A 15,804-nucleotide genomic window follows, 5' to 3' on the forward strand; every position below is an offset into this window, starting at 1 on the left:
TTTTATGGGAACAATAAGCCTTAAATCAGACACGATATCATTATTGCCCTAGTGATGGCAATACAGAATGGATGTAGAGCCCTTCGAGATATACAGCCTTTAGACGTGTCTAACTTGACAAACTTAAAATTCCTCAATCAACTTCCTTTGTTGGTAAAAAATTGTATAGATCTGGGAAAACTAAATATGGCAGTCTCAAAGATTTAGCAGTATGGTCACTCCCCAAATCACTATTCCCGGTTACCAAGTGAGCGAACAGATCTACAACGGTTCAAGAACCCTGGTTTATCGTGCTTGTCGAGAAACTGACTCCTTACCTGTAGTCATTAAACTGCTAAAAAACCCTTATCCGAGCTTCAGCGAACTGGTGCAGTTTCGCAATCAGTATACCATTGCCAAAAATTTCAATTCATCCCTAATCGTTCAAACTTATAGCTTGGAGCCGTACCAAAATGGCTATGCATTGATTGTCGAAGATTTTGGCGGAATTTCACTCAAGGAATGGGGAGTGGGAAGTAGGGAACGGGGGATGGGGGAAAACTTACAATGTCTTCAAGAGTTTTTAGCGATCGCGATCGCCACGAGCAAGATCTTAGATGTACTGTATCACGAGCGCATTATTCATAAAGACATTAAACCCAGCAATATTTTAATTCATCCGGAAACCAAACAAATCAAATTAATAGACTTTAGTATTGCATCGCTACTTCCAAGAGAAACGCAAACGCCGATCGACCCTAATGTTTTAGAAGGGACACTAGCGTATATTTCCCCAGAACAAACCGGAAGAATGAATCGGGGGATCGATTACCGAACTGACTTTTATTCTTTGGGCGTAACTTTTTACGAACTGCTGACAGGAAGATTACCCTTTGAGTCAAATGATGCAATGGAGTTAGTGTATTCTCATATTGCCAAGAAAGCATCTCCAGTTAATGAAATTCATCCTCAAATCCCATCTGTCATTGGGGAGATTGTCAGCAAATTGATGGCAAAAAATACGGAAGAGCGCTATCAAAGTGCATTAGGATTGAGATTTGATTTAGAAAATTGTTTGGCGCAATTAAAAGAAACGGGTGAGATTCAGAAATTTGAAATTGCCAGATGGGATGCGTGCGATCGCTTCATCATCCCCGACAAACTCTACGGACGAGAAAAGGAAGTAGAAACTCTACTCCAAGCATTTGAAAGAGTTGCAAGCCCTGGTGAATCTCCCCTTGAGAAGGAACCAAAGAGAGCAGAGATGATGCTGGTAGCGGGCTTTTCTGGTATTGGAAAAACTGCGGTTGTTAACGAAGTTCACAAACCTATAGTAAGACAGCGCGGTTATTTTATCAAAGGGAAATACGACCAATATCAGCGAAATATTCCCTTCAGCGCTTTTGTACAAGCGTTTCGGGATTTAATGGAACAATTGTTAACAGAAAGCAATGCTCAAATCCAGCAATGGAAAACCAAGATATTAAAAGCTGTTGGAGAAAATGGACGGGTTATTACTGAAGTGATTCCCGAATTAGAAAGAATTATTGGCATTCAACCATCGGTAGCAGAACTATCAGGAACTGCGGCTGAGAATAGATTTAATTTATTGTTCCAAAAGTTTACCCAAGTCTTTACTGCAGCCGAGCATCCCTTAGTGATATTTTTAGATGACTTGCAATGGGCTGATTCGGCCTCTTTGAAGTTATTGCAATTATTAATAGCTGATACAGGTTATCTTTTTATAATTGGTGCGTACCGAGATAACGAAGTCAATCCCGGACATCCATTCTTAGTTGCTTTAAAAGAAATCGAAAAAACACAAGCAAATATCCATACAATAACGTTAGAACCATTGAGTCAAGATAGAATCAATTGTTTGGTAGCTGATACACTAAAATGTACGGAAGATTTGGCACAATCGCTCTCTGTATTGGTCTTTCAAAAAACCAAAGGAAATCCGTTTTTTGCCACACAATTTCTCAAAGCATTGTATCAAGATAAAGTCATTCAATTTACTCCTCACTATTTAGAGCAGGAAACAGTGAATCGTGAGTCTCTCGACTATGAGAGGGGAGGGTGGCAATGCGACCTGACACAAGTCAATGTGCAAGCACTGACAGATGATGTCGTTGCATTTATGACCTTGCAAATACAAAAGCTACCTCAATCAACGCAAAAGATTTTACAGTTATCGGCATGTATTGGCAATCAATTTGATTTAGCCACTTTAGCAATTGTTTCGGAAAAATCAGAAATTGAAACAGCAACAGATTTGTGGAAAGCGCTGCAGGAAGGGTTAATTTTACCGACTAGCGAAGTCTATAAGTTCTATCAACAAGAGTCATTAGTCAACAGTCACGGATTATTAGAAACTAACGAACAAAAGACACTTAACAAAGGAGTAAGAACAATTGCGTACAAATTTTTACACGACCGCGTACAGCAAGCTGCCTATTCTCTAATTCCCGACGATCGAAGACAATCAACTCATCTCAAAATTGGACAGTTACTTCAGCAAAATTTATCATTAATAGAACAAGAAGAAAAAATCTTCGATCTTGTTGGGCATTTCAACCAAGGGCAAGAGTTAATAACTCAACCACAGGAAAGAGAAGCATTAGCTCAACTTAACTTAAAAGCTGGAATTAAAGCAAGAAATTCTACCGCCTATGCAGCAGCAAGAAGCTATTTGCAAATAGGAATTGATTTATTACAGCCAAACTCTTGGTTGCATCAATATGAATTAACGCTAAACCTCTATGTTGCGGCTGCCGAAGTTGCTTATTTGAATGCTGATTTTGATAGCATGGAGCAGATAGCAGCAGTGGTGTTGCTATCTGCCCAAACAATTTTAGACAAAATCAAAATTTACGAGATTCAAATTGTTGCTCAGGTAGCTCGAAGTAAAATGTTGGAAGCTATTGCAATAGGTCGAGAAGTCCTAGGGCAATTGGGTGTTGAACTGCCCGACGAAGCCGAGCGAGCCACTATCGACAAAGCACTACAAACCCTTAGCAGCCAACTCCAAGACAGACGGATTGAGGAACTGATTGATTTACCCGTGATGAGTGATGCGGCAAATCAAGCAGCCATGCAACTACTCGCAATATTATTTTCACCCATTATTCAAGGAATGCCGGGATTATTGCCATTATTGAGTGCGAAGATGGTCAGTTTATCACTCGAATTTGGGAATACACATGCATCAACTATGGGATATGCGGCTCATGCTGTCGTGTTATGTGGCTGTTTAGAAGATGTAGAAATGGGCTATAGCTTTGGTAAATTAGCGATTTCCTTACTAGATCGCTTCAATGCAAAGAAATTCAAGCCCATGATTATGGCTTTGTTTGGGTTTTGTATTCAGCATCATCGGGAAGCGATCGGAGCAATGATACCGACATTGAAAGAGGGCTATACCGCGAGCATGGAAATTGGTGATTTTCTCTACGCTGGCTACAACATTGTCCGTTACCTTGATGGCAAATTCTTTAGTGGAGTAGAACTGGACACTTGGATACCAGAAATTGCAACTTACACAGCTGTTTTGGCAAAGTTGAAACAACATTCTATTCGGACTTTTTTGGATATCAGGCAGCAGATAGTACATAACTTGAAGGAACCCGTGAGCCAACCGGATTGCTTAATTGGAACTGCTTACGATGAAATACTCATGATGCCCAAGCACCATCGGGATTGCGAACTTACTATCATTGCCGAAGTCTATATTTGTAAACTGATGCTTGCCTGCTTTTTCGGCAATTACACCAGTGCCTTAGATTATATCTCCCAAGCCGAGGAGTATTTGATAGCAGTATCGGGATTTCTTTTTATTCCCATTTTCCATTTTTATGCAGCTTTAACGTACTTGGCAATCTTCCCCAAGCAGTCACAACACAAGCAAGCTGAAATGATGGCCTTGGTAGAAACCCATCAAGCTGCTCTCTATCAATCGGCGCAAAACGCTCCCATGAATTATCTTCATAAATGGTATTTGGTTGAAGCCGAACGGTGTCGGGTTTTAGGTAACAAAGTCGATGCTCTAGAAATGTACGATCGCACCATCCAACTTGCTCAAGAAAACGGCTTCGTCCAAGACGAAGCGTTGAGTCATGAACTAGCTGCTAAATTCTATTTAGACTGGGGGAAAAAGCAATTTGCTCAACTTTACCTTACAAATGCTTACTACTGTTACGCACGCTGGGGCGCACTTGCCAAAGTCGAAGATTTAGAAAAAGGCTATCCTGAATTACTCGCAACTATACTCCAACAGCCACAAATGAGTCTGAATCGCGATAGCACTATTATCAATTTGGCTTCTAAAACTGTCTTTTCCAAAAAGACAACTCTTTCAGATAATCTGGACTTGACAACTGTTTTCAAAGCCTCACAAGCTCTCTCCAGTGAAATTCAACTGGAGCAATTACTCTCCACATTAATGCAAGTTATGATGGTCAATGCAGGTGCTGATAAATGTGTTTTGATGCTAGTTAAAGAGCGTCGTTTAACTATAGAAGCTACGGCTCGATCGCAAGAAAATCATACAAAAAGTCATTGCAGTTTACAGCCATCTCTCCCCGTAGAATTTAGTTCGGAGATTCCTAAGAGTGTGATTAACTATGTGTTTCATACTAGTGAAACTTTAGTCAGCGATGATGATTCAATCCCTCCAATCCCTCTAACCTCTGACCCTTATTTTCAGCGTGAAAAACCTCAGAGCCTTTTGTGTACTCCAATTCTCAAGCAAGGAAAATTAATTGGTATTCTTTATTTAGAAAATCACTTGACTACAGCGGTATTTACACGCGATCGCCTGCAAGTTCTCAAACTCCTTACGACTCAAGCCGCTATCTCCCTAGAAAATGCCCAACTTTATCGCCAATTAGAGGACTATTCTCATACCCTAGAGCAAAAAGTAGAAGAACGCACGCAAGAAATTACACGTTCTTACGCTCAGCTTGAATCTACATTAGAAAAACTTTACTCCACTCAATCCCAACTTATTCAAGCGGAAAAAATGTCGGGTTTGGGACAGTTAGTAGCGGGAATTGCTCATGAAATTAATAATCCGATTAATTTTATTTATGGAAACTTAGAACCAGCGAGTGCATACGTTTCCTCCTTGGTTGAGTTAAATAATTTATATCAGAAATACTATCCACATCCTTTGCCGGAGATAGAAGAGAAAATTGCAGATATAGAACTCGATTTTTTAGTGAATGATTTACAAAAATTACTGAAGTCGATGAAGGTAGGAGCGGAACGTATCCATCAGATTGTGCTTTCATTGCGAAACTTTTCTCGCTTGGATGAAGCAGAACTCAAACCAGTCAACATTCACTCCGGTATTGATAGTACTTTGTTAATTTTGCAGCATCGCCTGAAAAATAATAGCAAGCATCCCGAAATTAAACTGATTCAAGAGTACGGTCAATTGCCTTTGGTGAATTGTTATGCTTCTGCAATGAATCAGGTCTTCATGAATATCATTAATAACGCCATTGATGCTTTAGAAGAATCCGAGACAAATCGCGAACCTGTTATTTCTATTAAAACGGAATTCCTCGAACCACAAAAGGTACAGATCCGCATTGCAGATAACGGTATCGGGATGAGCAAGTCAGTTCAAAGTCAGATGTTTAATCCATTTTTTACGACCAAGCCAGTTGGTAGTGCTACAGGTTTGGGATTGTCAATTAGCTATTCGATTGTGGTCGAAAAACATGGGGGTCAGTTAAGCTGTATTTCCACACAAGGGGAGGGGACAGAGTTTTTCATTGAAATTCCTATATAACAGTCCCTATAGAAGTTACAAACACTTCTTCCGTGTCTCCCTTGTCCCCCTTGTCCCCCTTATTCAAAACTCAAATACGATCGCTGTATGAATTTTGATTCGTGTTGCTAAACCACCAGCCGCATTTGGGAAAACTAAATATGGCAGTCTCAAAAATTCAGCAGTATGGTCCCTCCCCAAATCACCATTCCCGGTTATCAAGTGAGCGAACAGATCTACAACGGTTCAAGAACCCTGGTTTATAGAGGCTATCGAGAAACCGATTTTTTACCTGTAGTCATTAAACTGCTGAAAAATCCCTATCCTAGTTTTAACGAACTATTGCAGTTTCGCAATCAGTACGCTATTGCCAAAAATCTCAACTCACCTTCTATTGTCCAAACCTACAGTCTGGAGGTGTATCAAAATGGCTATGCTTTGGTGATGGAAGATTTTGGTGGAATTTCCTTACACGAATGGAGTGAAAATGGGAAAACTCAACCCTCTCTGAAGGAGTTTTTACACATTGCGATCGCTTTGTGCAATGCCTTAGATACCCTTTATCACCAACGAATTATTCATAAAGACATCAAACCTAGCAATATTTTAATTAATCCCGAAACCAAACAAGTTAAATTAATTGACTTTAGTATTGCATCCTTACTGCCCAAAGAAAAGCAATCGTTCATCAGTCTTAACGTACTAGAAGGGACGCTTGCTTATATTTCCCCCGAGCAAACCGGACGGATGAATCGGGGTATTGACTACCGCAGCGATTTTTATTCTTTAGGTGTGACGTTTTATGAACTTTTAACAGGACAACTCCCCTTTACCACAACTGAACCAATGGAGTTGGTTTACTGTCATATTGCAGTGCAACCACCCGTCGCTCATAACTTTAATAGTGATATTCCACCTATTGTTTCTGAAATCATCGCTAAGTTAATGGCGAAAAATGCGGAGGATCGCTATCAGAGTGCTTTGGGGCTAAAATATGACCTAGAACTCTGTCGAGAACGATGCCAAGAAAAGGGGAATTGCGCTGGGTTTACTTTGGGAGAACGAGACATCTGCGATCGCTTCAATATTCCAGAGTGTCTTTACGGTAGAGACGTTGAAATCGCAGAGTTACTGAGCGCTTTTAATCGCGTCAGTGAAGGTAGATCGGAACTGATGCTGGTTGCTGGCTTTTCCGGTATTGGCAAAACAGCAGTTGTCAATGAAGTGCATAAACCAATTGTTCGGCAAAAAGGTTACTTCATTAAAGGCAAATACGACCAATTCAACCGCAATATTCCTCTATCCGCCTTTGTGCAAGCTTTGCGGGATTTAATAAGACAGTTGCTCTGTGAAGATGATGACCGACTGGTGGAGTGGCAAAGGAATATCAAAACAGCACTGGGAGAAAATGCTCAGATCGTTATTGAGGTGATTCCTGAGTTAGAGCAGATTGTCGGACGACAACCTCCTGTTCCAATACTATCAGGTAGCGCTGCACAAAACCGCTTCAATATGATTTTTCAAAAGTTCATTCAGGTGTTCGCCACACAAACACATCCTTTGGTCATATTTTTGGACGATTTGCAATGGGCAGATTTAGCTTCGTTAAATCTCATGCAGGTGTTGATGAGCCAGAATGAGGGCGGCTATCTGCTGTTGATTGGCGCGTATCGCAATAATGAAGTTTCTCCAGTTCACCCATTAATGTTAATCCTAGAAGAACTTAAGAAAGCTAACGTTACAGTAAATAATATAACGCTAGCTGCCTTGAATCTACAGAGTTTGAATGCGCTAGTTGCCGATACTTTGCTATGTGGAGGATCTGTTGCTCAACCTTTAAGCAAGTTGGTTTATCAAAAGACAAAAGGGAATCCTTTTTTCAGCAGGCAGTTTCTCAAGGCATTGTATGAAGATGGGTGGATTGGGTTCGATGCTCAACTTGGATATTGGCAGTGCGATCTTGCAAAAGTGAGATCCCTCTCACTGACTGATGACGTAGTAGAATTTATGGCAATGCAGTTGCAGAAGTTGCCACCTACTACCCAAAACCTTCTGAAACTTGCAGCTTGTATTGGCAATCAGTTTGATTTAGCAACTCTCGCAATTGTTTCCGAACAAACGGAACTCGACGTCGCAACAGTGTTATGGAAGGCACTACAGGAAGGCTTGGTGATTCCCCAAAATCAAGTGTATAAATTTTATCAAAATTTTTCAGGGGTTGTAGGTGAGTTGTCATTAGAAAACAACGAACAAAGGACTTTTGGCAAAGAACACTTCACACTTTCCTACAAATTTCTCCACGATCGCGTCCAACAAGCAGCGTATTCTTTGATTCCCAGCCATGAGAAACAACCCATTCACCTAAAAATTGGACAGTTGCTTCTCAACAAGATACCAGTTGCTAAGCGGGAGGAACGGGTTTTTGAAATTGTGGGTCAACTTAACATGGCAGTTGAGTTAATTACCCAATTGACAGAACGAGAAACCCTAGCACGATTTAATTGGATGGCAAGTTGCAAGGCAAAAGCTGCCACCGCCTATACAGCAGCACTTAAGTATGCTCGTACAGGTATCGATTTGCTAGATGAAAATTCTTGGCAAAATCAATATGAGTTAACCCTGGCGTTGCATCAAGTTGCTGTAGAAACTGCTTATCTCAGTGGCGATTTCGATCAAATGGAAACTTTTGCCAATGATGTTTTCAATTATGCAAAGACTCCTTTAGATCGAGTTAGTGTGATTGAGGTAAAAATTGATGCTCTCATTGCTCTTGGAAAATATGCAGATGCGATCGCAGTGGCACGCGATCTCTTGCACCAATTAGGAGTAGAAATTCCTACAGCAACTGAAGAAAATGTTGCAGTTGCTTTTGAATCTGTCTCCAATGCCATAGGCGAGCGGCTACCTTCCGAACTACTAGATCTACCAGAAAATACTGACAAAAATATTTTATCAGTTGCTCGCATTTTAACAAGAGTAGCATCCGCAGCTTACGTGTCCGAGCCACTATTATATACACTTATAGTCTTAAAAAAGGTTTATCTATCAGTTGTTTATGGTAATGAGCCAACCTCAACCTTTGGTTATGTCAGCTATGGCATATTAATGTGTGGTGCAATTAAAAATTTTGAATTGGGTTATGAATTTGGTCAGTTAGCCCTCACTCTGCTATCGCGCACGCAAAATTTAGAACTTAAAGCGAAAACATTATGCCTGGTTAATGCGTTCACGCAGCATTGGAAGGTGCATCTGCGGAAAACCTTACACCCCTTACAAATAGCTTATTCTAGCGGTTTAGATGTGGGAGATCTGACTTTTGCTGGCTACTCCATTTACGCCTACGGATTTTACTCCTATTTTGCTGGGAACAACTTAACCCAACTGGAGTTGGAAATTGCTAAATACTCTCAAACGCTCAAGCAAAGTGAAATGTATTGCCAGTTGCTGCGACAAATTCTGCTCAATCTCACAGGACGTGCAGATAACCCGGTCATATTCAAGGGTATAGCCTGTGACGAAGAGCAGCAATTGTCATTTTATCAAGCAGGAGGCGATTGCAGTGGATTTGCTTTTTTTTGGATTCATAAAATGGTCTTGTGCTATCTGTTTTCTGACTTTGAACAAGCTGTAAATCATGGAAAACAGGCAAGACGGTATTTGGATGCCATCATTGGTTCCATGCACCCACCTATATTTCACTTCTATGAATCTTTAACGTACCTGGCATTGTTACCGCAACGCCCAGCCCCAGAACAACAGCAAATGGAGGAATGCATAACTGCTAATCAGGAAAAACTTCATGAATGGGCGGCTCATGCACCAATGAATTTTCAACATAAATACGAGCTAGTGGAAGCAGAGCGCTATCGGGTTTTGGGTCAGCGAGTGGAGGCAATTGAATACTACGATCGCGCCATTACTGGAGCAAAAGAGCATGAATACCTTCAGGAAGAAGGTCTTGCCAACGAACTAGCAGCTAAATTTTACCTCGACTGGGGCAAAGAAAAAGTCGCCGCTTGCTATTTGCAAGAAGCTTATTATTGCTACGCCCGTTGGGGAGCTAAAGCTAAAATCGCAGATTTAGAAACCCATTATCCCCAACTACTTGCGCCCATTCTTCAGCAAACCCGTTCTGCCTTGTCGGTGAATACAACCATAACTGTCGTGAGTTCGAGTGGTATCGGTTCGACGACTTCCACTAGCACCATTGCGGATGCACTCGATTTCGCTGCTATTCTCAAAGCCGGACAAGCCCTTTCTAGGGAGATTGAATTAGATAAACTCTTCTCAACTCTGTTGCAAGTCGTTATTACAAATGCTGGAGCGGATAAATGCGTGCTGCTCCTTTCGGAAGAAGGTTGCTTGATAGTTCAAGCTGTCGCCAAATTTGATTTTTGCCCGATCCTGCTCAACCCACATCCTCTGGAAGAAAGTCAGGATGTACCAGTCAGTCTTATCAACGCTGTCAAACGCAGTTTACAACCAGTGGTGGTTGTGGATGCGACAGTAGATCTTCAGTTTATCCAAGACTCCTACATTCAGCAACAACAGCCTAAGAGCATCTTGTGCAGTCCCATTTTGCATCAAGGCAAGTTGCTGGGTATTTTGTATCTGGAAAACAACTTGGTAACCGGAGCATTTACCCTCGCTCGTGTTGAACTGCTCAACTTAATTTGTGCTCAAGCCGCCATTTCTTTGGAAAACGCTCGACTGTATCAGAAAACTCTAACGTATGCCCAACAGCTCGAACAATCTCTCGAGCAGTTAAACGCCAGTCAGTCTCGCTTTCACAACCTTGTAGACAATGTTCCTGGTGTGGTTTATCAAAGCCGCCTGACTCCTGATGGTGATATGGCGCTGACTTATATCAGCGCGGACTGTTATGACTTGTACGAAATCACACCTGAGGAAGCCCTTAGCGATTTACGGCGTCTCATGGGACTGGTGCATCCAGAAGATACCTTTAGTTACCAGCGCTCCCTTTTAGAGTCTATTAAAACTCTCACACCCTGGCACTGGGAAGGACGAATCATTACGCCATCTGGAGCCGTCAAGTGGATTTGTGGCGAAGCTCGATTGGAACAACAGCTTGATGGGTGTTTGGTTTGGGACGGCTTGATCTTGGAAATCAGCGATCGCAAACGCGTTGAAGCCGAGCGCCAACAAAAATCTCTCGAGCTAGAAATCGCTTTACAAGAACTCCAACACGCGCAACTCCAGATCGTTCAAAACGAAAAGATGTCAGCACTGGGCAGTTTAGTCGCAGGTGTGGCTCATGAAATCAATAATCCTGTTGGTTTCATTGCTGGAAATTTGCAACCTGCACTCGATTATATCGAAGATACTTTTGGATTGATCGATCTGTATCAGCAGGAATATCCCAATCCAAGTACGGTGATTCAAAATAAGATAGCAGCGATTGAGTTTGAGTATATTCGTGAGGATTTACCCAAATTAATTGGCTCTATGAAATTGGGCGTGCAACGCATTCGCGATATTAGCACCAGTTTGCGAATTTTCTCCAGAGCGGATCGAGATTATAAGGTTCCGTTTCATCTTCACTCCGGTATTAATAGTACAATCTTGATTCTCAAACATCGCCTGAAAGCAAATGATACTCGTCCCGCCATTGAAGTTGTTACAGATTATGGCAATATCCCAGAAATTGAATGTTTCCCCGGACAGATCAATCAAGTTTTCATGAATATTCTAGCAAATGCTATTGATGCAATAGAAGAGTCATTTATCAATGGTCATGGGTTACCTGCAAACAGTAAAATTCCTACGATTGCAATTTGCACCTATTTGACAAGGAGTTCTAATGTTATGCCAATGACTCATGATGAAGAACAATTGACTCACGATCGCGTTGTAATTCAGATTCAAGATAATGGTATAGGGATGACAGAGGAGGTAAAACAGAAGATGTTCGACCATCTGTTTACCACTAAAGGTGTGGGGAAAGGAACTGGATTGGGGTTAGCGATCGCTCGCCAAATTGTGATAGAAAAACATGGTGGAACGATCGAAGTTAACTCAACTTTAGGTGAAGGCACTCAATTTGTCATTACACTTCCAGTCAAAGAGAATTCTTAACCGGAATGACTTATTATACTAGTACAGTTCGGCGTAAATAAAGCAACCATTAGTGACAGAGAAAAAGCTTACAGTTAAAGCTTTTGCGCCTTCTGCCACGCCACTTGCTGTAGCCTGTGAAACCCGTCCACCGCAGTGGCTCCTCTGCCATCGTACTTCTGCTTTCGTGTACTAGAAACTTGTGACGAAAAGCTCGATCCAAAATTGCCAGGGTCGAACGTGGTAAGGGTATGAATGAAGAAATTTAACAAAAAACATTCGACTCTTTAAATCAATAGCAACTCATCAGCAAAGTGTTGCACCAGAAATGATATTATTGCTCTAACGCTCCCCATACTGAGTTGGTGTCAAAGCATTTGACAGCACCAACAAGCCCTCGAAAGCTACTTACTAATAAATTATACTTATTAACTTAATATGGCAGACGATATACCTCAAGCAGGACAAAAAGCGCCTGATTTTTCTGCACCAGACCAAGATGGTCATCAAGTGAGTTTGGGTGATTTGTCCGGTCAGTGGATCGTTCTTTACTTCTACCCAAAAGATGACACCCCCGGTTGTACGACAGAAGCTAAAGACTTCACCGAGTTAAGTCAAGACTTTAGCAAATTGAATGCAAAAATTTTAGGTGTCAGTGTAGATTCCGAAAAAACTCACTGTAAATTTATCAACAAGTATAATTTGTCAATTACATTATTAAGTGACCCAGAGCATCAAGTTGCTGATGCTTATGGTGCATGGCGATTGAAAAAATTTATGGGTAAAGAGTATATGGGTGTGGAACGCTCAACTTTTCTGATTGCACCCAACCAAACCATTGCATATACCTGGCCAAAAGTCAAAGCTAAGGGTCATGCAGTAGCGGTACTGGCGCAATTACAAAAATTGGTAGACACGTAAAAATGAGCAAACCCGACGCGTCTGTCGTCAGGTTTGAAATTGATATGTCAAGAAATGGATGAAGAAAAAGGATAAAGAATGAAATTTTTCGCTCCTTTATCCTTATGACTTCATACTTTTTGTTAATCCGTTTCCAAATGTGCTTGTGCTAAGAGCCTTTTGCCATGAATAACTGCCGCAATTGTTACAGTGTTACCTTGAATCTGATAAATAATTCGATAGGTGTAAGCAAACAGTTCTCTAATGCTACCGTCATTAAATTCCGGAACAATTGGTCCAGAAAGCGGGAGTTTGCTTAACTTACGAGAAGAATCAAGTATTCTCTGAACTACTGTGGCAGCATAGGAAGCGGAGTCACGAAATATGTATGCCGCGATCGCGTCTACATCGTCAAGCGCTTTGGGAGACCAAACTACTCGATAAGCCATTTACGTAAAAGCGCCTCGGCTTCCTCTTGAGAGATAGTGTCCTTACTGTCAGCTGCCAACAAACCCTGACGTACTTTTTCAAGTACGTATAGGTGATACTGAACATCCTCCACAGAACAATCGTCTGGTAGTTTGCTCAGCAGAGATTGGACTTTTTCCTTTGTAGTACTCATAGCATTTTTTTTAGTAAATTTATATGAATTATTTTTTAAGGGTAGGCAAAGAACCTACCCTTAATCTACATTCTGTTAAAAGTTTTCGTACTTCGCAATGGCATCCTTCATCTTGTCTAAGACCTCTGAGACAGGCATAGTACCTAATTCTCCAGAAGCCCTAGTACGGATACTGAGAGTATTACTTTCTACCTCTTTGGCTCCCACCACTGCCATGACGGGAATTTTTTCTTTCTCAGCATTGCGAATCAGTTTGCCAAGGCGATCGCCAGTGGTATCCACTTCTGCACGAATACCCAACATTCTCATTTTGGCTGCCACATCCTTTGCATAATCTAGCTGTCCTTCTCCTACTGGCAACAATCTTGCTTGTACTGGGGCTAACCACAAAGGAAAATCGCCTGCATACTCCTCAATTAAGATCCCAATCAACCGTTCTAAGGAACCGAAAGGAGCACGGTGAATCATAACTGGGCGTTTGCGGACTCCATCTTCTGCCACATATTCCAAATCAAACCTTTCTGGCAGATTGTAATCTACCTGTACCGTTCCCAACTGCCACTCTCGCTCCAACGCATCGCTAAAAATAAAGTCAAGCTTGGGACCGTAAAAAGCTGCTTCTCCAATTCCCAAGAAATGCTCCATCCCTAGCTGTTCGACCGCACGCTGAATAGCACCTTCTGCTTTTTCCCAAACATCATCCGAGCCAATATACTTATCGCTAGCCGGATCGCGAAAACTCAGTCTCGCTTTAAAGTTTTTGAGTTGCAGTTTGTTGAAAACAGATAAAATCAAATCCACAACATTGAGAAACTCACTATCTAACTGTTCTGGTGTGACAAATAAGTGAGAATCATCAACCGTGAAACCCCTTACCCTGGTCAAACCACCCAATTCCCCAGATTGCTCGTAACGGTAAACTGTCCCAAACTCTGCTAACCGCATGGGGAGTTCTCTATAGGAACGCAAATCGCTCTTATAGATTTGGATGTGAAACGGGCAATTCATTGGCTTGAGAACGAAACCTTGCTCTTGTTGTTCGGCTTCTTCATCCTCTGCCATCAAAGGAAACATATCTTCTTTATACTTCTGCCAGTGTCCGGAGGTTTTAAATAAGTCAACTCTGGCAATGTGAGGAGTCACGACTGGCAAATAGCCGCGTTTTAACTGTTCCTGTTTGAGGAAATCTTCTAGAAGACTCCTTAACAGAGTTCCTTTTGGAGTCCATAACGGTAATCCCGGTCCCACCAAGTCTGAAAAGATAAATAAGCCCAGTTCTTTACCCAGTCTTCGGTGATCTCGTCGCAGAGCTTCTTCCTTACGCCGTTTGTATTCGGCGAGTTGTTCTGGTGTTTCCCAAGCCGTTGCGTATATACGTTGTAACTGTGCTTTATTTTCATCTCCACGCCAATAAGCACCGGCTACGCTTTCCAATTCAATTGCTTTTGGGTTAAGCTCCTTTGTACTTTCCAAGTGAGGTCCGGCACACAAATCCCACCATTCATTTCCTAAATGGTAGATTGTAATTGGTTCCTCTTTAATATCTGCTAAGATTTCTAACTTATATGGTTCGTTAATTTCTTTAATACGGCGTTCGGCTTCTTCGCGGCTAACTTCTTCCCGAATGACTGGTAACTTTTTATTAATTAACTTAACCATTTCTTTGTAAATGGCTTTTAAATCCTGTTCTGAGAAGGGTTCGGGATTGTCAAAGTCATAGTAAAAGCCATTCTCAATCCAAGGACCGATGGTAACTTGCGCCTTGGGAAACAGCCTTTGTACAGCCATTGCCATAACGTGAGAAGCCGTGTGGCGAATTTTTTTTAGACTCTCTGACTCGCTAGTACGCGGCAAATATACTATTTTTTCTGGTGTTTCTAGTTGATTGGATGATTCTGGCGGCATCGGCTATAAAATAATTGGCGAAACGATTGAACTGTTAACTTATGAGTTAAATTTATAACAAATATTATTAATTATAATACACTTTTATTTTCATCTTGTCAGCTTTTATTTGTTGTCAGGGGGGAACCTTAGTATTTCAATATAACCATTTTTGAGTTCTTCCATTCATTGTTTAACAACTATTAAGTCATGCATATAATCCAACCCCATACAGTTGCTTTTCCCTCATAATTCTGATAATGGTGAAGTAAATGTTCCGGGCTGCCCAACATCAACACAGCCCCAACTAAGCTTACTCAAGTTAATAAGTATGCCGTGCATTATCTTGGATTGGTGAGCTTCCGAACTGAATATAACTAGTTAAATAGCTGTGGGTTGATTTTTACAAACCCAACTGCTTAATTTATTTCTAATAAAGACTTAGCATAATACTGTCAGTAATGACCCCGACTAATTTTAGATTTTCATAATATTTTACGCTCGCATTGCTCCTAGATGCATTCGTGTGGAATTTCGCAACTCATATCATCCCTCCTACCGTGTAGTA

6 protein-coding genes are annotated in these 15,804 nt (G+C 41.3%); 3 read left to right on the forward strand and 3 right to left on the reverse strand.

Features of this window, described 5'->3' with window-relative positions:
* The first annotated feature begins 211 nt into the window (after positions 1-211).
* From AB0756_RS37350 to bcp, 3 genes are all read left to right on the forward strand, one after another.
* The gene (locus tag AB0756_RS37350; RefSeq protein ID WP_038076211.1) at positions 212-5,776 is read left to right on the forward strand and encodes a trifunctional serine/threonine-protein kinase/ATP-binding protein/sensor histidine kinase; all 5,565 of its coding nucleotides are present in this window, start codon (positions 212-214) and stop codon (positions 5,774-5,776) included.
* Between the two features lie 165 nt (positions 5,777-5,941).
* Positions 5,942-11,851, forward strand: coding sequence for a trifunctional serine/threonine-protein kinase/ATP-binding protein/sensor histidine kinase (locus AB0756_RS37355; protein WP_050045756.1), 5,910 nt, complete (start codon positions 5,942-5,944; stop codon positions 11,849-11,851).
* Between the two features lie 417 nt (positions 11,852-12,268).
* A complete protein-coding gene (gene bcp / locus AB0756_RS37360; RefSeq protein WP_038118505.1) occupies positions 12,269-12,751 on the forward strand; it encodes a thioredoxin-dependent thiol peroxidase in 483 nt (160 codons plus the stop codon).
* A gap of 122 nt (positions 12,752-12,873) precedes the next feature.
* On the opposite strand, the gene AB0756_RS37365 is transcribed toward bcp, so the two are convergent.
* The 3 genes from AB0756_RS37365 to thrS form a co-directional block, all read right to left on the reverse strand.
* Positions 12,874-13,179 (reverse strand): type II toxin-antitoxin system RelE/ParE family toxin, encoded by a 306-nt coding sequence (locus AB0756_RS37365; RefSeq protein WP_038072621.1) that lies wholly within the window; start codon positions 13,177-13,179, stop codon positions 12,874-12,876.
* Entirely contained in the window at positions 13,164-13,352 is a 189-nt protein-coding gene (locus AB0756_RS37370) for a hypothetical protein (protein WP_017744636.1), read from the reverse strand. The genes AB0756_RS37365 and AB0756_RS37370 overlap by 16 nt, the downstream gene beginning before the upstream one ends.
* Positions 13,353-13,427: 75 nt before the next feature.
* Complete coding sequence (gene thrS, locus AB0756_RS37375) at positions 13,428-15,257, reverse strand: threonine--tRNA ligase (RefSeq protein ID WP_038072624.1); 1,830 nt, start codon at positions 15,255-15,257, stop codon at positions 13,428-13,430.
* Between the last annotated feature and the right edge of the window lie 547 nt (positions 15,258-15,804).

Source organism: Tolypothrix campylonemoides VB511288_2 (assembly GCF_045999855.1).
Classification (GTDB): Bacteria; Cyanobacteriota; Cyanobacteriia; order Cyanobacteriales; family Nostocaceae; genus Scytonema; species Scytonema bouteillei_A.